General features: G+C 71.5%; 20 protein-coding genes. 14 read left to right on the top strand and 6 right to left on the bottom strand.

From position 1 onward, the window contains the following. Positions 1 to 6: 6 nt before the first annotated feature. The 5 genes from sp36 to scpC are packed head-to-tail and all read left to right on the top strand — an operon-like array spanning position 7 to position 3934. Positions 7 to 174, top strand: a complete 168-nt coding sequence (gene sp36 / locus IEQ44_RS05085; RefSeq protein ID WP_193637364.1) for a Sp36 family protein — start codon at positions 7 to 9, stop codon at positions 172 to 174. After that, positions 171 to 629 (top strand): RidA family protein, encoded by a 459-nt coding sequence (locus tag IEQ44_RS05080; RefSeq protein WP_193637559.1) that lies wholly within the window; start codon positions 171 to 173, stop codon positions 627 to 629. Before sp36 ends, IEQ44_RS05080 begins: the two co-directional genes overlap by 4 nt. Next, positions 630 to 1502: an NUDIX hydrolase gene (locus tag IEQ44_RS05075; protein ID WP_193637363.1), complete on the top strand. Its 873-nt coding sequence runs from the start codon at positions 630 to 632 to the stop codon at positions 1500 to 1502. Between the two features lie 25 nt (positions 1503 to 1527). After that, complete coding sequence (locus IEQ44_RS05070) at positions 1528 to 2379, top strand: MBL fold metallo-hydrolase (RefSeq protein WP_193637362.1); 852 nt, start codon at positions 1528 to 1530, stop codon at positions 2377 to 2379. Between the two features lie 46 nt (positions 2380 to 2425). After that, positions 2426 to 3934, top strand: coding sequence for a succinyl-CoA:acetate CoA-transferase ScpC (gene scpC, locus IEQ44_RS05065; protein ID WP_319804522.1), 1509 nt, complete (start codon positions 2426 to 2428; stop codon positions 3932 to 3934). 60 nt (positions 3935 to 3994) lie between these two features. On the opposite strand, the gene IEQ44_RS05060 is transcribed toward scpC, so the two are convergent. The 4 genes from IEQ44_RS05060 to IEQ44_RS05045 form a co-directional block, all read right to left on the bottom strand. After that, a complete protein-coding gene (locus IEQ44_RS05060) occupies positions 3995 to 4867 on the bottom strand; it encodes a DUF3592 domain-containing protein (protein ID WP_193637361.1) in 873 nt (290 codons plus the stop codon). Positions 4868 to 4919: 52 nt separating this feature from the next. Further along, on the bottom strand, positions 4920 to 7727 hold the full coding sequence (locus IEQ44_RS05055; RefSeq protein WP_193637360.1) for a hypothetical protein: 2808 nt from the start codon (positions 7725 to 7727) through the stop codon (positions 4920 to 4922). After that, positions 7724 to 8221, bottom strand: coding sequence for a SigE family RNA polymerase sigma factor (locus IEQ44_RS05050; protein ID WP_193637359.1), 498 nt, complete (start codon positions 8219 to 8221; stop codon positions 7724 to 7726). The genes IEQ44_RS05055 and IEQ44_RS05050 overlap by 4 nt, the downstream gene beginning before the upstream one ends. Positions 8222 to 8356: 135 nt before the next feature. After that, entirely contained in the window at positions 8357 to 9034 is a 678-nt protein-coding gene (locus IEQ44_RS05045; protein WP_319804506.1) for a Crp/Fnr family transcriptional regulator, read from the bottom strand. A gap of 146 nt (positions 9035 to 9180) precedes the next feature. Between IEQ44_RS05045 and nth the strand changes: the two genes are divergently transcribed. The 4 genes from nth to IEQ44_RS05025 are packed head-to-tail and all read left to right on the top strand — an operon-like array spanning position 9181 to position 12384. Further along, positions 9181 to 9897, top strand: coding sequence for an endonuclease III (gene nth / locus IEQ44_RS05040; RefSeq protein ID WP_193637357.1), 717 nt, complete (start codon positions 9181 to 9183; stop codon positions 9895 to 9897). After that, positions 9894 to 10466 carry a TlpA family protein disulfide reductase gene (locus tag IEQ44_RS05035; RefSeq protein ID WP_193637356.1) on the top strand — a complete coding sequence of 191 codons (573 nt, stop codon included), beginning with the start codon at positions 9894 to 9896 and terminating at the stop codon, positions 10464 to 10466. Before nth ends, IEQ44_RS05035 begins: the two co-directional genes overlap by 4 nt. After that, the gene (locus IEQ44_RS05030) at positions 10463 to 11209 is read left to right on the top strand and encodes an NUDIX hydrolase (protein ID WP_319804505.1); all 747 of its coding nucleotides are present in this window, start codon (positions 10463 to 10465) and stop codon (positions 11207 to 11209) included. Before IEQ44_RS05035 ends, IEQ44_RS05030 begins: the two co-directional genes overlap by 4 nt. Further along, positions 11206 to 12384 (top strand): MarP family serine protease, encoded by a 1179-nt coding sequence (locus IEQ44_RS05025; protein ID WP_193637355.1) that lies wholly within the window; start codon positions 11206 to 11208, stop codon positions 12382 to 12384. The genes IEQ44_RS05030 and IEQ44_RS05025 overlap by 4 nt, the downstream gene beginning before the upstream one ends. Before the next feature lie 16 nt (positions 12385 to 12400). Here the strand turns inward: IEQ44_RS05025 and IEQ44_RS05020 are convergent, their stop codons facing one another. Beyond that, positions 12401 to 12823 carry a phage holin family protein gene (locus tag IEQ44_RS05020; protein ID WP_193637354.1) on the bottom strand — a complete coding sequence of 141 codons (423 nt, stop codon included), beginning with the start codon at positions 12821 to 12823 and terminating at the stop codon, positions 12401 to 12403. 143 nt (positions 12824 to 12966) lie between these two features. On the opposite strand from IEQ44_RS05020, the gene nhaA reads away from it, so the two are divergent. Both nhaA and IEQ44_RS17845 read left to right on the top strand, forming a co-directional pair. Further along, positions 12967 to 14358: a Na+/H+ antiporter NhaA gene (nhaA, locus tag IEQ44_RS05015; protein WP_319804504.1), complete on the top strand. Its 1392-nt coding sequence runs from the start codon at positions 12967 to 12969 to the stop codon at positions 14356 to 14358. 106 nt (positions 14359 to 14464) lie between these two features. Then, positions 14465 to 15562 (top strand): PP2C family protein-serine/threonine phosphatase, encoded by a 1098-nt coding sequence (locus IEQ44_RS17845; RefSeq protein WP_193637352.1) that lies wholly within the window; start codon positions 14465 to 14467, stop codon positions 15560 to 15562. 57 nt (positions 15563 to 15619) lie between these two features. Here the strand turns inward: IEQ44_RS17845 and IEQ44_RS05005 are convergent, their stop codons facing one another. After that, positions 15620 to 16138, bottom strand: a complete 519-nt coding sequence (locus IEQ44_RS05005) for a gamma carbonic anhydrase family protein (protein ID WP_193637351.1) — start codon at positions 16136 to 16138, stop codon at positions 15620 to 15622. A 115-nt stretch (positions 16139 to 16253) separates the two neighbouring features. Between IEQ44_RS05005 and IEQ44_RS05000 the strand changes: the two genes are divergently transcribed. From IEQ44_RS05000 to IEQ44_RS04990, 3 genes are all read left to right on the top strand, one after another. Beyond that, complete coding sequence (locus IEQ44_RS05000) at positions 16254 to 16619, top strand: hypothetical protein (protein ID WP_193637350.1); 366 nt, start codon at positions 16254 to 16256, stop codon at positions 16617 to 16619. Next, positions 16616 to 16984: a hypothetical protein gene (locus IEQ44_RS04995; protein WP_193637349.1), complete on the top strand. Its 369-nt coding sequence runs from the start codon at positions 16616 to 16618 to the stop codon at positions 16982 to 16984. The genes IEQ44_RS05000 and IEQ44_RS04995 overlap by 4 nt, the downstream gene beginning before the upstream one ends. A 136-nt stretch (positions 16985 to 17120) precedes the next feature. Next, positions 17121 to 17333 carry a PspC domain-containing protein gene (locus IEQ44_RS04990; protein WP_193637348.1) on the top strand — a complete coding sequence of 71 codons (213 nt, stop codon included), beginning with the start codon at positions 17121 to 17123 and terminating at the stop codon, positions 17331 to 17333. The last annotated feature ends 183 nt before the right edge of the window (positions 17334 to 17516 follow it).

The following is a 17516-nucleotide window of genomic DNA, read 5'->3' as shown; positions in this document are numbered from 1 at the left end:
CGCCCCATGACTCAGCCGAAGACGAAGTGGCAGTACCAGGTCGCGCCGATCCCGTTGCACAACGAGGCGCTCATGCTCAACAACTTCGGGGCCGACGGGTGGGAGCTCGTCGCGATCCACACCAACGCCCAGGGTGGCCTGGTCGCCTTCCTGAAGCGTCCCGAGGACGCCTGATGCACCCCGAGGAGCGTCTGGCCGAGCTCGGTCTGGCGATCCCCGAGGTCGCCAAGCCGGTTGCGGCCTACGTGCCGGCCGTGCGCACCGGCAACCTCGTGCTCACCTCCGGCCAGATCCCGGTGCGCGAGGGCACGCCGATCGCCACCGGCAAGGTCGGCGGCTCGGTCACCCCCGAGGTCGGCGTCGAGTGCGCGCAGCAGTGCACCCTCAACGCCCTGGCCGCTATCAAGGCCGAGGTCGGCGACCTCGCCGCGGTGAAGCGCGTGGTCAAGGTCGTCGTCTTCGTGGCCTCCACGCCCGACTTCACCGGTCAGCCGCAGGTCGCCAACGGCGCCTCCGAGCTGCTCGGCCAGGTCTTCGGCGACGCGGGCATCCACGCCCGCTCCGCGGTGGGCGTGCCGGTGCTGCCGCTCGACGTGCCCGTCGAGGTCGAGATCATGGTCGAGGTCTGAGTGGAGCGCTTCGCTCTGCCGCCCCACCTGGTCGAGCAGAGCCGCGCCTTCGACTCCGGCGAGGCCACCCCGGCGGAGCCGCGCAACGCGGCGAGCGTCGTGCTGCTGCGCGATGCACCTGCTGATGCCACCGGCCTGGGGCCTGACGTCTACCTGATGCGTCGCCAGCAGTCGATGGCGTTCGCCGGCGGCATGTGGGTCTTCCCCGGCGGCGGGGTCGACCCCGACGACGCCGACCCGGCGGTGGCGTGGGCCGGACCGACGCCGGCGGAGTGGGCCGAGCGCCTCGGCACCGACGAGGCCTTGGCGCGGGCGTTGGTCTGCGCGGCCGTGCGCGAGACCTTCGAGGAGTCCGGTGTGCTCCTGGCCGGCCCCGACGCGCACTCGCTGGTTGCCGACACCACCGGCGACGACTGGGAGGTCGACCGGGTCGCGCTGGAGGCCCGCGAGCTCAGCTTCCACGACTTCCTGCTCCGTCGCGGCCTGGTGCTGCGCAGCGACCTGCTCGGGGCGTACAGCGCTTGGCTGACGCCGGTCTTCGAGCCGCGCCGCTACCGCACGTGGTTCTTCGTGGCCGCGCTGCCGGAAGGACAGGTCACCCGCGACATCTCGAGCGAGTCCTCAGCGGTCGAGTGGCGCCCCGCCCGGTCAGCAGCCGACATGGCGTTGGCCGGCGACGTCATCATGTTGCCGCCGACCTTCCAGAACCTGCTCGACGTCGCCCAGTTCGACACCCCCGACGACGTGCTCGCCGAGGCGGCCGGGCGGCGCGTGGAGATGTTCATGCCCGAGGTCGTCGAGGCCGAGGACGGCGAGTTCACCCTCAGTGACCACCCCGACTGGCGCACGTTGCTGTCTCGCCACGGGTTGTGACGGCGAGAAGCGAGCGGGAGGCGACATGACGGCGTACGTCGACTGGCAGGGCGGCACCTTCGGCGAGCGGGCGCGCTGCATCCTGGCGCCCAACCCCAACATCATGACGCTCGACGGCACCAACACGTGGGTGCTGCGAGAGCCGGGTGCGCGACGCAGCGTCGTCGTCGACCCCGGGCCGTCGATCCTCAGCCACCTCGACACTGTGGCCGAGGTGGCCGGTGAGGTCGGTGTCGTGCTGCTGACGCACCACCACCTCGACCACTCCGAGGCGGCCAAGGAGTTCGCCGAACGCGTGGGCTGCGGCGTGCGGGCGCTCGACCCCGCCCACCAGCTCGGGTCGGAAGGCCTCGGCGATGGTGACGTCGTCGAGGTCGACGGGCTGGAGGTGCACGTCGTCGGTACGCCCGGCCACACCGCCGACTCCCTCTCCTTCCTGCTGCCCGGCGACGGTGTGGTGCTGACCGGCGACACGGTGCTCGGGCGCGGTACGACCGTGGTCGCCCACCCCGACGGACAGCTCGGCGCCTACCTCGACTCCCTCGACCGGCTCCACGCACTCGCCGAGCGGCAGGAGGCCACCCGCATCCTGCCCGGCCACGGACCCGTCATCGACGACGCGCTGGGAGCGCTCGACTTCTACATCGCGCACCGCCGCGAACGGCTCGCGCAGGTCGAGCAGGCGGTGCTCGACCTGGCGGAGCGGACGAGCCTGGCCGAGGCGCTGACCGAGCTGGACCTCGCGCCCGGCAGCGGCGCCACCGTCACGCCACGCACTGTCGTCGAGCGGGTCTACGCCGACGTCGACCCCGTGCTGTGGGGGGCAGCTGAGTTGTCGGTGCGGGCGCAGTTGGCGCACCTGGCCGGGCACGGCTGACGCGCGGCAAGTTTCCGCAGACTCCCTCGGGTGGGATGATCACGTGGTGAACGAGCGCATTGCCTGTCCCACGATGTTGTCCAAGGTCGTCGACGCCGACCAGGCGGCGACCCTGATCCGCCCCGGTGACCGGGTCGGGATGAGTGGGTTCACCGGCGCCGGCTACCCGAAGGCGCTGCCGGCCGCCCTGGCCCACCGGGTCCGGGAGGCGAAAGCGCGCGGTGAGGACTTCCGCATCGACCTGTGGACCGGGGCCTCCACCGCGCCGGACGCCGACGGCGTGCTCGCCGAGGCCGGCGCCATCGCCCGCCGACTGCCGTACAACTCCGACCCCACCCTGCGCCGGGAGATCAACGCTGGAGAGGTCGAGTACCTCGACGTCCACCTCAGTCACTCCGCCCAGCACATGTGGTTCGGCTTCTACGGCAACCTCGACGTGGCTGTGGTGGAGGTGACGGCGATCCTGCCTGACGGGTTGCTGGTGCCCAGCTCCTCGGTCGGCAACAACAAGACGTGGCTCGACCAGGCCGACAAGGTGATCCTCGAGGTCAACCACTGGCAGCCGCGCGACTTCGAGGGGTTCCACGACGTCTACTACGGAACGGCGCTGCCGCCCTACCGCCAGCCGATCCAGCTGACGGACCCCACGCAGCGCATCGGCGAGCAGTACCTGCGTGTCGACCCCCGCAAGGTGGTCGCGGTCGTAGAGACCCACGCGCCGGACCGCAACGCGGACTTCAGCGCCCCCGACGAGGCCTCGGTCAGGATCGCCGAGCACCTGGTCGACTTCCTGCACGCCGAGGTCGCCGCCGAGCGGATGCCGAAGAACCTGCTGCCCATCCAGTCGGGCGTCGGCAACGTCGCCAACGCGGTGCTGGCGGGGCTGAGCCAGAGTCCGTTCAAGGGGCTCGCCTCCTTCACCGAGGTGCTGCAGGACGGCATGCTCGACCTTCTCGACGACGGCACGTTGGAGTTTGCTTCGGCCACGTCGTTTGGGCTGTCCGACGCCGGGGTGCGGCGATTCATGGACAACATCGACTCCTACAAGGGCAAGATCCTCCTGCGCAGCGAGGAGATTTCCAACCACCCCGAGCTGATCCGCCGTCTCGGACTGATCTGCATGAACGGGATGATCGAGGCCGACCTCTACGGCAACGTGAACTCCACCCACGTCATGGGCTCCAGCATCATGAACGGCATCGGCGGCTCCGGCGACTTCGCTCGCAACGCCTACCTCAACTTCTTCGTCTCCCCGTCGACCGCCAAGGGCGGGGCGATCTCCTCGATCGTGCCGATGGTCAGCCACGTCGACCACACCGAGCACGACGTCATGGTCGTCGTCACCGAGCAGGGACTGGCCGACCTGCGGGGTCTGTCGCCGCGCAAGCGGGCCCGCGCCATCATCGACAACGCCGCCCACCCCGACTACCGCGACGCCCTGCGCGACTACGTCGAGCGCGCCGAGGCCGCCCGGCCCGGCGCGCTGCACACGCCGCACCTGCTCGACGAGGCGCTGAGCTGGCACCAGCGTTATCTGGAGACCGGCCACATGTAACGCGGTGTTGGTGCCCCCAGAGGACCCTCAGGAGGATGGTTTCGGGGCAGCAACACCGCGTTACGAGGGCGGGGTCGCGGGGGCGTACGGGCGGACGTGCGGCGTCCACTCGACGCCGTTGTGCCACCGTTCGGAGGCGCCGTCGGCGGTGCGGTACCACCCCGGCGCGATCTCGTCGGGGGCGACGACGGGTGCCTCGGAGTAGGGGACCGGTGCCTCGTCGAGGTCCCCGGTGTCAGAGCCGCCAGTGTCAGAGCCGCCAGTGTCGCGCAGCGTGGCGATCTCCGCGGTGAACTGCTCGGTCACCTGCTTCACGAGGAGTTCGTCGGCGGACGACGCCGGCTGGAGGGCGCCCTCCCGCCGACCGTCGCGCACCATCGCGTGACCCACCGCGACGGCGACCGCGGCGATGACGAGCCCGGCCAGGGATGGCAGGAAGATCAGGGCGCCGACGGCCGGGAAGAGGTAGACCATCCAGATGACCCACCCCGGATCGACTTCGGCGTCCTGCGGGTCGGTCGAGTCATAGCGCACCTCCACGGTGGCGCCCACGCCCTTGGAGCAGAAGCTTGAGGAGCTGAACCCGGATCCGGTCTGGTAGGTCTGACCATCGACGACGTAGTCCGTGGTCACCGAGCAGGTCTCCCCGTCGTCTCCGACATGTCGATGCACCTCGAGGACGGTGCCGGTCGTGGTGGCGTCGCCGTCCGGGGTGAAGATCAGGACGAAAGGCGTGCTGAAACCGATGAAGACCAGCCCGAAGAGCATCGTCGGGACTTGGCTCCACAGGCCCGGCCGGGCCCCGCTGACGAGCAGTTGACCGACCGCTTCGCGGACCAGCCCAGAGGCGTGTGGGCTCTGCGCGTCGTGCTCCGCGACGATCTCGCGGGCACGCCGCAGGATCTTGCGCTCGGGTCCCACGAACTTGGCCACGTGGTGATCGTGCCACGCGGCAGGCCGGGCGCGGGTGCGATCCGCGATCCGCTCAGGCGGCGCGACGCCGCCGGCGGGTCCACGCCGTCCGGGCGAGGGCGACGAGCTGGGCCACGAAGGCGACGCCCACGACCGCCAGGAGCACCTTGCGTCCGTCACCGATTCCTGGCCGGGGCGCGGCGAACTCGACCGGCTCCCGGTCCGCCAGGTCGGTGGCGACGGCGATCTGGAGGTCGTCCGTGTCCGCTCCCGTGATCCGGGTGAGCGGCCGGCTGCCCTGCCCGTCGAGCACCCGGACCACGGTGTCGGGAGGTGAGTTCTGCCAGAAGTCGTTGCTGCCGTGCACGATCACGGGCAACCCGGAGGGGGAGTGGCCGAGCACGTCGACCCGGTCACCCGGTGCGGCCTCGTCCCAGGGGTGCAGGGCGACGCGTGACTCGGGGTCGGTGAGGTCGAGCGTACGCAGCCCCGTGACGTCGGGCTGCACCTCCTGGCCGCCGTTGACGCCCACCACCAATGAGGTGTTGTCGGGCGAGACGACCGCGCTGCTCCAGCGCCGGGCCCGGTCGGAGACCGTCCGCACCGTCGGCTCGCGGTCGGGCGTGGGGAGGCCGTAGGTCCACATGCGGCGCCCGGACAGCAGGCGCGCGACCCCCGCTTCGTCCACGGCGACGGCCACCGACCAGGGCGAGGGCAGGTCCTCGAAGCGCCAGGCCGCGCTGGCCAGGCCGTCGAGCCGGGTGACGCCGGCGGTGCGGGTCTTGCCCGCCCAGGTCGCGCCGTTCTCGTTCCAGCGGGCTGCCTCGTCGCCGTACCACGCCAGGTGGCTGGCGTCGGGCGACCAGCTGAGCCGCTCCACGTGCACCGGCTTGCCGTTCCGGCCGGTGAGGGGCACCTTCGTCAGGTCGCCGGTCTCCAGGTCGAGAAGGGCGATGCCGCTCCAGGCGTCGTCGTCGAAGGCGCCGGAGTCGTCGACCGGGTCGTCGGTTCGTGCCCAGGCCAGACGGGTGCCCGTCGGGTCGAGCACCGGCGTGGCGTCCGCCTGGCGAGGACCGCTGTCCAGGCCGGGCAGCGTCAGACGATGGTGGGTGCCGTCGTGCGGGTCGACGAAGACGGCCGGGTTGCCCCACTCCGAGAGCAGCGCCACCGAGGCTGATCCGGGCGGGTCGGCCAGGGCCCGTGGCCACTCCTCCTCGGACTCGTCGTAGCCGTCGGAGACGGGCAGGTGGGCCTGGTGCGGCAGCACCGCCTCCTCGCTGGTCGGTGTGGGCCGGGGCCACAGCGGCGCCGTGGCTGCTGCGAGGACGACGGTCAGCACCACGGCCCGCAGCAGCCCAGCGCGGGTCTGGTCGACGCCGTCGCGGGGCGACAGGGCGAGGCCGAGCACCACCGCGCCGCCCAGCACCCAACCGACGGGCACGTCGGTCAGGACCCCGGAGGCCACGGCGGCGACCCCGGCCGCGGTGAGGGCCAGGGCGACCGCCCACCTCCGCAGCTCTCGACGGTCCGGCCGCGTGGGGCGCAGCCGGCGCCGAAGGAGCCAGGCTGCCACCAGGGCGGCCGCGGCCAGCAGTCCGACGACGAGCCAGGGCGATCGGCCCGGGGCCCAGGCGGGCGGGGCGAAGTCGACCGGGTCGGCGTCGCCGAGGGCCGCCGCCACGGAGTGGGCGCGCAACTGGCCGTCGAGGTGGATCCGGGTGAGGACGGTCGATGAGTCGAGCTCGGTGCCCGAACGCAGGATCGACGCCTCTTCGATCGTCGGCAGGACGAGGACGGCACCGTCGCGGGTCCAGCCCAGCGTGCGGACGGCGCCCACCTGATCCTCGTCCCACCTCCACGAACGCACCCGCGGTGCGGCGTCTGGGTCGTCGAGGGCGACCTCGGCGGTCAACGCCTCCGCGGCGCGGCCCCGCATCGAGGCCGTCGTCAACAAGGTCGATCCGTCGGGAGAGACGGGGGAGTTCCACTGCTCCGAGTTGTCGACCACGTCCGACAAGGGTGTGGCCGAGGCCAGGTCGAGCACCCCGGTCGCTTCGTCACTCGCGAGACGCCACAGCGCTCCGTCGTCGGCGACGAGCAGCTCACCCTCGTCGGTGGCTCCGAGCACGCCGGGCCACCACTTGCGCGGCATCTCCCACATCCGGGCCGAGCCACTCGTGACTCCGAGGATCCCCACCAGCGGGTGGCGCGAGGTGTCGCCCTCGTCGGGCACGAACTCCGAGCCCGACCAGGCCAGCCAGCGGCCGTTGAACGACCACTGCAGCGCCTCGACCCGGACCGGCAGCTCGGAGTCGGAGACCAGCGGGGTCGTCGTCCAGCCCCCGTTGACGAGGTCGGCCACGGCCACCCCTGCCTGGGTGGTGTCACGGGAGCCCTCGTCGCGGGCGTAGATCCAGGCCAGCTGGGTGCCGTCGGGGGAGAGGGCGAGCGGAGAGCTCCACGAGGAGAGCGGCGAGAGGTCGGGCAGGGTGCGGAGCTGGTGCTCGCCGTCGACCGCGTCGACGAGCAGCACGGTGTCGTCGCTCAGCAGGCCGGCGAAGGACGCCCTGCCCACCGTGCCGAGGTCGGGTGGGTCGACTCCGTCCATCGGGCCCGGCACCCACACCTCGGTGGGCAGGGCCCCGTCGCCGGGTGCCTCGGCCGGACGCAGCAGCAGGTCCGGACGCTGCAGGACCACCACGGAGGCCAGCAGCGCGACCAGCACCACGGCGGCAGCGACGGTGAGGGTGTCCCAGGCGCGTCGACGGGGCGTACGCCCTCGCTCCCACAGGTCGTGAGGCAGCGGCGGGGGCACGTGGTCGTCGGCAAGTCCGTGGAGGGCGGCGCGCAGCTCGCGCTCGAGCATGTCGTGGTCGGTCACGGGGTCCTCCCGATCAGCTCGGCCAGGTGGGGCGCGTGCTCGCGCAGCCGCCGCAACGCCTGGCTGTGGGTGGACTTCACGGTGCCGACGGAGACGCCGAGCGCCTGCGCCGTCTGCACCTCGGTGAGGTCCTCGTAGTAGCGCAGCACCACGACGGCGCGCTGCTTGGAGGTCAGCTGCTCCAGCGCCTGCAGCAGCGTCATGCGCGTGTCGGGGTCGTGCCCGGCCACGTCGGCCCGGTCGGAGGTCAGCTCGTGCTCGACGAACTTCTGACGGCGCCACCGCGAGACGTTGGCGGTGTAGATCGAGCGCCGCACGTAGGCCTCCGGGGAGGTGTGGATCTTCTCCCACCGGCGGGCGGCCTCGAGCAGCGCCTGCTGCACGAGGTCCTGGGCGGTGTGGTGGTCGCCGCTCAGCAGGAAGGCGGCGCGTTGGAACGCCGGGCCCCGCGCGGCCACGAACTCGTTGAAGCCCGCCTCGTCAGCTGTGAGCACCTCCCACCTCCTTCACCCCGCAGAGACGCTCGTCGTCGTGGAGAAGGTTGGCACCGCCCGCCCACCATCTGGCGCCGCGTCCCGAAATGCGTGAAGGGCGAGGATCTCTCCTCGCCCTTCACGGATGCCGGTGGGTCAGCGCGCGCGCTTGCCCAGGCGCTCGATGTCCATGATCACGACCGAGCGGGGCTCGAGGCGGATCCAGCCGCGCGAGGCGAAGTCGGCCAGCGCCTTGTTGACCGTCTCGCGGGAGGCGCCGACCAGCTGGGCCAGCTCCTCCTGGGTGAGGTCGTGGTGCACGTGCACCCCGTCGTCGGCAGAGCGGCCGAAGCGGTCGGCGAGGTCGAGCAGCGCCTTGGCGACGCGGCCGGGCACGTCGGAGAAGACCAGGTCGGCAACGACGTCGTTCGACTTGCGCAGGCGGGAGGCGAGCTGGGTCAGCAGGCTCCGGGCCACGGTCGGGCGACCGTCGAGCCAGCGCAGCAGGTCTTCGTGGGAGAGGGAGGCGAAGGTCGCGTCGGTGACCGCGGTGACGGTGGCCGAGCGCGGGCCGGGGTCGAAGAGCGACAGCTCGCCGAACATCTGGCCGGGGCCCATCACGGCGAGCAGGTTCTCGCGGCCGTCGGCGGCGGAGCGGCCGAGCTTCACCTTGCCGTCCAGCACGATGTACAGACGGTCACCGGAGTCGCCCTCATGGAAGAGGACGTCGCCGCGGCGCAGCTTCGTCTCAGCCATCGAGTTGCTCAGGGCGGTGGCGGCTTCGTCGTCCAGCGCGCTGAACAGCGGTGCCTGTCGAAGCACGTCGTTGTCCACGGATCCTCCAGTCGTTGCGGCGTCCCGGTCCCGGGGCCGTGCCAATCCTAACCAGTGGTATACCTCACACGGCGACATTGGGGTGAAATGCGCGGCCGCAGAGGTGGCGCAACGGCCCTGTCGGACCCCTCTCGTAGGCTGGCGCCGTGCCTGCACCGTCCTCCGTAGCTCCGCCCGACACGTCGCTCGTGCGCCGGGCGCGCAAGGTCAACCGGGTGCTGGCCGAGACCTACCCCGAGGCCCACTGCGAGCTGGACTTCGACGACCCCTTCCAGCTGCTGGTCGTCACGGTGCTGTCGGCGCAGACCACCGACCGCCGCGTCAATGCCGCTCGCCCGGCCCTCTTCGCCGCCTACCCGGACGCCCGCGCGATGGCCGCCGCGCCGCGCGAGCACCTCGAGCAGCTGGTCGGCCCGCTCGGCTTCTTCCGACAGAAGACCACGTCGTTGCTCAAGCTGAGTGCCGCGATCGTCGAGAAGTTCGACGGCGAGGTGCCCGGCCGGCTCGACGACCTGGTGACCCTGCCCGGTGTGGGCCGCAAGACCGCCAACGTGGTGCTCGGCAACGCCTTCGACGTGCCCGGCATCACCGTCGACACCCACTTCGGCCGACTGGTGCGCCGCTTCGGGTGGACCGAGGAGACCGATCCGGTCAAGGTGGAGCACGCCGTCGGTGCGCTCTTCCCCAAGAAGGACTGGACGATGCTGTCGCACCACGTCATCTGGCACGGCCGCCGCCGCTGCCACGCCAAGAAGCCCGCCTGCGGCGCCTGCCCGGTGGCGCGCTGGTGCCCCTCCTACGGCGCGGGGCCGACCGACCCGGTCGAGGCGGAGAAGCTCGTGCGCACCCAGGGTCCGGCGTGAGCGCCCGCGTGAGGGCGGGGGCGCGCACGCGAGGGCGTACGTCCGTCGCGGCGCTGCTCGTCGGCGCGCTGCTGGCGCTGGTCGGGTGCACCGGCGACGAGGGCGGCGGGACGCCGGCGCGGACCTTGCCGGTCGACCTTCCCGACCTGACCCTCGCGAGCTTCGACGGTGGACCTGAGCTCGAGCTGGCCGAGCTGGAGGGGCCCGCGGTCATCAACCTGTGGGCCTCCTGGTGCACCCCGTGCCGCAAGGAGATGCCGCTGCTGGAGGAGTTCCACCAGGAGCACGGCAGCGAGGTCCAGATGATCGGCGTCGACTTCCAGGACAACCAGGTCGACGGGCCCAAGGGGGCCAAGGCGCTCGCCGAGGAGACCGGCGTGACCTATCCCCTCCACACCGACTTCGAGGGGCAGATCGCGGAGGCGCCGATGCCTCGGGTGCCGTCGTTGCCGTTCCTGCTCTTCGTGGACGCGGAGGGCCAGGTCGTCGCCTGGGAGTTCAAGGTCGTCGAGTCCGTCGACGACCTGGAGCAGCTGGTCGCCGAGCACCTCGACGTGGAGGTCACGTGAGCGACGATCGTCAGGCGCTCGCCGAGCGCGACTTCGGCGACCTGCCCGCGTGGCTCCAGCCCGTCATCGAGGGCGCCCGCACCATCACCGCCGACGAGCTGACCCGGTTCGTGCCCCCGCCCGGCAGCGAGCCACGACGGGGCGCCGTGCTGATGCTCTTCGCGGAGTCCGAGACCGGCGAGCCCGAGGTGCTGCTGACCGAGCGCGCCCACCACATGCGTACGCAGCCCGGGCAGGTCTCCTTCCCCGGCGGCGGCATCGACCCCGGTGAGACCCCGGTGGAGGCCGCGCTGCGGGAGGCGTGGGAGGAGATCGGGCTGCGCAGCGACGAGATCGAGGTCTTCGGCCAGCTGCCGGAGCTGTGGCTGCCGCCGGCCAACTACGCAGTCACCCCGGTGCTGGGTTACTGGCGCGACCGCGGCATGGTCCACGTCGCGAGCCCCGACGAGGTGCACGAGATCCACCACGAACGCATCAGTGAGCTGCTCGACCCGCAGCACCGCTTCAACGTGCGTCACCCGTCGGGCTGGGTGGGCCCCGGGTTCAGCATCGGCTCCGACAAGGGAGTGATCCTGTGGGGCTTCACCGCCGGGATCATCGCCCGTCTCTTCGACCACATCGGGTGGACGACGGCGTGGGACAAGTCCAAGGTCCGCGACCTGCCGCCGATCATGTTGCAGGGTAATGCTCCCGGGCAGGCCGACCTCGCCCCCAACACCAACTTCCGGGAGCAGAGTCAGTGAACGTCCTCGACTGGGTGCTGGTCGTCGTGGCCTGCATCTACGCCCTCTCGGGCTACTGGCAGGGCTTCGTCACCGGCGCCTTCGCGACCGCCGGCCTGCTGGTCGGCGGATTCTTCGGCGTCTGGCTCGCCCCGGTCGCGCTGGGCAACGCCCAACCCTCTCTCGGCGTCTCGCTGGGCGCGCTGCTCATCGTCATCCTCACGGCCTCGATCGGCCAGGCGCTGCTGCAGTGGCTCGGGGCCCGCATCCGTGATCGGATCACCTGGCAGCCGGTGCGTGCGGTCGACGCGGTGGGTGGCGCCGCACTCAGCGCCGCTGCCGTGCTGGTGGTCGCCTGGGTGCTGGGCGTGGCGATCTCCGGGTCCCGCCTCTCGACGGTGACCCCGGTCGTACGCTCCTCCGCCGTGCTCGCGCAGGTCGACCGGGTCCTGCCCGACCGCGCGACCGAGGCCCTGCACGCCTTCAACACCGTCGTCGGCACGACGTTCTTCCCCCGCTACCTGGAGCCGTTCGCCCCTGAGCGCATCGTCGCGGTGCCCGAGGGCGACCCGAAGGTGCGTGAGGACGCCGACGTGCAGGCCGCCCAGCAGAGTGTCGTCAAGATCGTCGGGGCCAACGACTGTGGTCGCGGGGTCGAGGGCACCGGGTTCCTCTACGGCACGGGCCGCGTCATGACCAACGCCCACGTGGTCGCGGGCGTCGACTCCCCGGAGGTCGAGGTGGACGGGCAGCGCGTGCGAGGGCGGGTCGTGCACTACGACCCCGACCTGGACGTGGCGGTGCTGGCGGTCGAGGCGCGGGGTGTGCCCACCCTCGACTTCGTGCGTGAGGAGGTGCCGCCCCGCGCTGCGGTGGCGGTCCTCGGCTTCCCGCAGGACGGGCCCTACGACGTGCAGTCGGGCCGGGTGCGTCAGCAGCAGCGGCTCCGCTCGCCCGACATCTACGGTGAGGGCACGGTGATCCGCGAGGTGCTCTCGCTGCGCGCCCTGGTGCGACCGGGCAACTCAGGTGGCCCCGTGGTCAACACCGACGGAGAGGTCGTCGGCGTGGTCTTCGCCGCGTCCGTCACCGACGACCAGACGGGCTACGCGCTCACCGCGGCGCAGGTGGCGGAGACGGCCGCCATCGGCACCACCGCCACCGCGGCGGTCGACACGGGGACCTGCGCGGGCTGAACCCGCGGTCAGGGGGTCAGCGCTTGAGGAGCGCGGAGGTCTCCTGCGCCTGGTGGATGGCGCGCTCGGGCGCCTTCACCTTCTTGACCTTCTTGTAGCCGACGAGGCCGAGCACCCCGGCGACGAGCAGGTAGAAGACGGTGACGATCAGGTAGGCCCAGTGCAGGGCCAGCCCGCTGCCGCCCCAGTGGATGAAGTGGGCGATGGTCACCGAGAGCAGGATCAGGAACATCAGGGCCATGAAGGCTGCACCGGCGAAGAGCCCGAGCCCGGTGCCACCCGCCTTGACGGAGACCTTGAGCTCCGACTTGGCGAGCGCGATCTCCTTGTTGATCAGGGTGGAGATGCCACGGCTGGCGTCGCTGACCAGACGCCCGATGGTGGGTTCGGTGTCCTTGACCTGCGCGGTCGCCCGCTCCGTTGCCCGTTCGTTTGCCATGGTCGCACCCTACAGAACCCCGGTGAGCGGCTGCACGGGCTGTTGGTAGCGTGGTCGGTGGTGCGCCGGGAAGTCTGGTCGGCTCGCGACCCATGACGAGGTGTCGCGGTGACGACTGCCCCTTCCCCGAGGAGACTTCCCCCGTGAGCCCTGCAGGCCCTGACGCCCCGCGTGACCCCCGTGCCACCGACGAGATCTGGACCCAGGGTCCGGTCTGGAGCCGCAGCGAGCGTCCGCTGGCACGACTCGTCGCGAAGCCGGTGCAGGACTTCCTGCGCATCGAGAGCGCGGGCTCCATCATGCTGCTCGTCGCCACCGTCATCGCCCTGGCCTGGGTCAACTCGCCCTGGGGCGAGAGCTACGGCGAGTTCTGGCACACCTACTTCTCGATCAGCCTGGGTCCGTGGGAGATCCGCGAGACCCTCGGCCACTGGGTCAACGACGCCCTGATGGCGATCTTCTTCTTCGTCGTCGGCATGGAGATCAAGCACGAGCTGGTGCACGGTGACCTGAAAGACCCGAAGGCCGCCGCCCTGCCGATGATCGCCGCCTTCGGTGGCGTCCTCGTGCCAGCCGGGATCTACGCCCTGCTCAACGCCGGCGGCGACGGCGCCGCCGGGTGGGGCATCCCGATGGCCACCGACATCGCCTTTGCCGTCGGCGTCCTGGGCGTGCTCGGGCGTCGCATCCCCTCGGGGGCACGACTCTTCCTGTTGACCCTGGCTGTGGTCGACGACATCGTCGCGATCCTCGTCATCGCCGTCTTCTACACCGCTCGGCTCGACCTGGTGGCGCTCACCGTGGCGCTCGTGGGGGTCGCCCTGGTCTTCGCCCTGCGCCGCATCCGGGTCTGGTCGCGGTGGGTCTACGTCGGGCTCGGGCTCGTCGTCTGGACGGCACTGCTCGCCTCGGGGGTGCACGCCACGCTCGCCGGGGTGGCCCTCGGCCTCCTGACGCCTGCGGTGCCGTTGGTGCGTGAGCGCGTCGCCCGGGCGTACGCCCAGGAGGCACTGGCCGACCGGCGCCTGGACCCCGAGGAGATCAGCCGACTGCGGTTCCTGCTCAGCGAGTCGGTGCCGATGGTCGAGTGGTTGCAGGCCCGACTGCACCCGTTGTCGTCCTTCGTCGTGCTGCCGCTCTTCGCGCTGGCCAACGCGGGGGTGCCGCTCACGCGTGACGCCGTCACCGAGGCGGTCACCGCGCCGGTGGGGCTCGGCATCATCGTCGGTCTGGTCGTCGGCAAGCCGCTCGGCATCGTGCTCTTCACCTGGGCGGCCGTCAGGACGGGCGCCGGACGCCTGCCCGAGGGCACGACGTGGCCGATGCTGGTCGGCCTCGGCTCCGTGGCCGGCATCGGGTTCACCGTGTCGATCTTCATCGCCGGACTCTCCTTCCCGGGAGCCGCGGCGCTGACCGACGCCGCCAAGGTCGGCATCATCGGGGCGTCGCTCGTCTCGGCGGTCATCGGAGTGCTGCTGCTGCTCGCCGCGACGCGGGGGCGGACGCCGAGCGACGTGGAGCAAAATGCGTCCTGACCTCGCACGATGCGTCACTCGAGGATGGTTCCTCTCACCGAACGTGCGTTAGACTCGTGACACATCCGGGTGCTGGCATCACTCGTCGGAGTGAAAGGGCACAGGAGTGGACAAGAAGAATCGAAGAGCAGCGGGCGGCGTGGCCGCCGTCGTGCTCCTCGTCCTCGTGGTGATGGACGTGCTCACCCCGGGTGCCGTGATCGCCCTGTCCCCGCTGTACGCCCTGGGCCCCGTCGCCGCCTGCGTCGCCCTTGGCCCCCGGCAGACCGGACTCGTGGCCGCGGTGGCGGTGGCGTTGGCCGTCGTCTCCGGCTTGTGGAACGGCGACGCCAGCACCGCCCAGCACCTCGTCCGGGTGCTCGACGTCGCGCTGATCAGTGGGGCGAGCGTCGTGGTCGCGTCCGTCCGCACCCGGCAGGAGCTGCGGCTGACCCGCCTCACGGTGCTGGCCGACGTGGCCCAGCGGGCCGTGCTGCCGGTCGTGCCGCGGCACGTGCGCAGCACCGATGTCGCGGTCCGCTACCAGTCCGCGGCGGTCGACACCGTCATGGGCGGCGACCTCTACGACTGCTACAACTCAGCCACCCACACCCGCTTCCTCCTCGGTGACGTCAGGGGCAAGGGCATCCAGGCCGTCGAGCAAGCCGCCCGGGTGATCCGGGCCTTCCGGCAGGCGGCGGCGCTCCAGCCGAACCTCGTGGACGTGGCTGAGGAGATGAACGCCTACCTCGCCTCCTTCTTCGACGAGGAGGAGTTCGTGACGGCGGTGCTGATCGACAGCACCGAGACGGGTCGACCGCGCATGATCAACGCCGGCCACCCGCCGCCGCTGCTCATCCACCCGGACGGCACGAGCGAGTTCATCGAGACCGACGCCGACCTCCCACTCGGGCTCGGTTGGCGCTACAGCCAGCACGAGTTCACCTGGGAGCCCGGCGACCGCCTGCTCGTCTACACCGACGGCGTGAGCGAGGCGCGTGACCGCGACGGCGAGTTCCTCGACCTGCGCATCCTCGGGCCGCAGGTGGTGGGCCGGTCGGTCGACGCCGCTCTCGACCTCATCCTGCAGCGCGTGCGGGCCCACAGCCTGCGTGGCGAGCTGACCGACGACATCGCCGTGATGATGCTGGAGCACACCGGCGACGAGGTGGAGGCCGAGTCCGCCCCGGCCGGTCGCCACACCCTCGCCCAGCCCCTGCTCTGAGGCCGCGGGCCTGAGTCAGGGTCCCGGGTTCACCCGACAGGGGTCACTCGACCGGTGTCACTCGACGACGTGGCCCTCGCGGTGCAGGTCGCGGTGCGCCTCGTAGATCTCTGCGTTGCGGTGCAGCCGGGCGACCTCCTCGTCGGTGAGCTCGCGCCGCACCTTCGCGGGGACGCCGGCCACCAACGTACGCGGCGGCACCTCCATGCCCTCGGTGACCAGGGCGCCCGCGGCGATCAGCACCTCGTCGCCGATGACGGCCTCGTTCATGATCGTGGCGCTCATCCCGACCAGCACGTGGTTGCCGACCGTGGCGCCGTGGATGACGGCACCGTGGCCGACCGAGACGCCCTCACCGAGGGTGAGCGGCTTGCCCCGGTCGACGTGGAAGACGCAGTTGTCCTGCACGTTGGAGCGCGGCCCGACGGTGATCGGCTCGTTGTCGGCGCGCAGCACCGCGCCGTAGAAGACCGAGGACCCCTCGGCGAGGTGGACCTGCCCGACGAGGGTGGCGTTGGGCGCGACCCAGGCGGTCTCGTGGACGGTGGGGGCGTGGTCTCCGAGTGCGATCTGCATGGGGGTGAGGCTAGCGCGGACCCGGGAGTCGTCGGGAGCGTCGGGAGGTGCTCGCGGCTGTGAGGATCGCGTGAAAGTAGGGCCGGACCCTGCCGGCCGGCTCTACTCTCGCCTCATGGCCCCCGACATCGTCGTGCTCGTCGTCTTCTTCTGCCTGCTCTGCGGCGTGCTCGGGTGGATCTGGGGACAGCACGTGGGCCACCGGGGTGCCCAGGCCGACCTGGAGGAGCAGCTGGCTGACCGCGTCGCGCGGTGGGCCCCGCCCGCCACCCACAGCGCCGGTGAGCCCGGCACGATGCTGCGGCTGGTCTCCGACTACGAGGACGCGGTCTTCCGGGAGTCGTGCCATGCCGCCTACGCCCAGTACGCCCTGGGCATCGACGAGGCGCAGCACGTTGAGGTCGGCACCACCCTGCGCGCCGAGGTGCGGCGCCTGCGCAGCGAGGTGCTGGCCCTGCTGCAGGAGAAGTCCGCCGAGTGATCGACGCCGCCCCGGAGGTTGGGTCCAGCCGTCCCGGTGTACGCCCCGACGCCCTCGCCACGGCCGGGGCGGTGGTCGCGACGCTGGTTGCCGTGGGCGCCGGCTTCCTTGCGGGCCTGGTGTCGACTGCGCTCGGGATCGTCTTCGCGATGCCGCCCATGCAGTTCGGGCAGCAGGTCGACCACCCGACCACCGTGCGCGACGTGGTCGTCTCCTGCCTGATCTGCGCGGTGCCGTTGGGTGTTGCGCTGGTGCTGGGTCGCTCGGTGCAGCGGGTGAGGGTCGCGGCCGCGGGGATCCTGATCGGTGCGGGCACCGTCGGCCTGGGATGCCTGGCCGTCTTCGGGGGAGCGGCCCTGGGGTGAGCCGCCGGAGCCGCGGTCGGGGCTCTGCTGGGGTGGCAGCTGAGGTGGATCCCGGGGGAGGGTCAGGGACGGCCCCGATGGTCCGCGACCCACGCACCCGGCAGGCTGGAAGGACAACCGATTCACCGGAGGAACCATGTCTGACGTCCGCTCCAGCTTCGCCCACCGAGGCCTCTCCCGGCCCCGCCAGGACCGCGTCGTCGCCGGCGTCTGCGCCGGCCTCGGCCGCCGCTTCGGCCTCGGTCCGTGGATGGCCCGGCTGCTCTTCGTGCTGCTGCTCATGGTGCTGCCGGGCAGCCAGCTGCTCGTCTACCCCGTGCTCTGGATCCTGATGCCCAACGACGACTGAGGCTCGACTCTCGGGGGCCGTCACGCACCAACCGAAATGGTCGCCAGGTGGGGTGATTCAGGCTCTTCCCAGTTGAGCGTGGTTGAGGCGTCGGTCACCGACGGCGTGGCGAGGGCTGGATAGAGCACGAGGCCTTCAAGGATCAGGAGCGACCAAGCAACCTGACCTAATGAAGGCCTCGCG

This window comes from Nocardioides malaquae, from assembly GCF_015070385.1.
GTDB classification, from domain to species: domain Bacteria; phylum Actinomycetota; class Actinomycetes; order Propionibacteriales; family Nocardioidaceae; genus Nocardioides; species Nocardioides malaquae.
This window is presented reverse-complemented; position numbering and strand designations above follow the sequence as displayed.

Bases quoted from the DNA above. Each gene is read 5' to 3' on its own strand.
- IEQ44_RS05070 (WP_193637362.1), top strand. From the start codon at position 1,528: ATGACGGCGTACGTCGACTGGCAGGGCGGCACCTTCGGCGAGCGGGCG.
- sp36 (WP_193637364.1), top strand. From the start codon at position 7: ATGACTCAGCCGAAGACGAAGTGGCAGTACCAGGTCGCGCCGATCCCG.
- IEQ44_RS05005 (WP_193637351.1), bottom strand. From the start codon at position 16,138: ATGCAGATCGCACTCGGAGACCACGCCCCCACCGTCCACGAGACCGCC.
- IEQ44_RS05020 (WP_193637354.1), bottom strand. From the start codon at position 12,823: ATGGCAAACGAACGGGCAACGGAGCGGGCGACCGCGCAGGTCAAGGAC.
- IEQ44_RS04990 (WP_193637348.1), top strand. From the start codon at position 17,121: ATGTCTGACGTCCGCTCCAGCTTCGCCCACCGAGGCCTCTCCCGGCCC.
- IEQ44_RS05000 (WP_193637350.1), top strand. From the start codon at position 16,254: ATGGCCCCCGACATCGTCGTGCTCGTCGTCTTCTTCTGCCTGCTCTGC.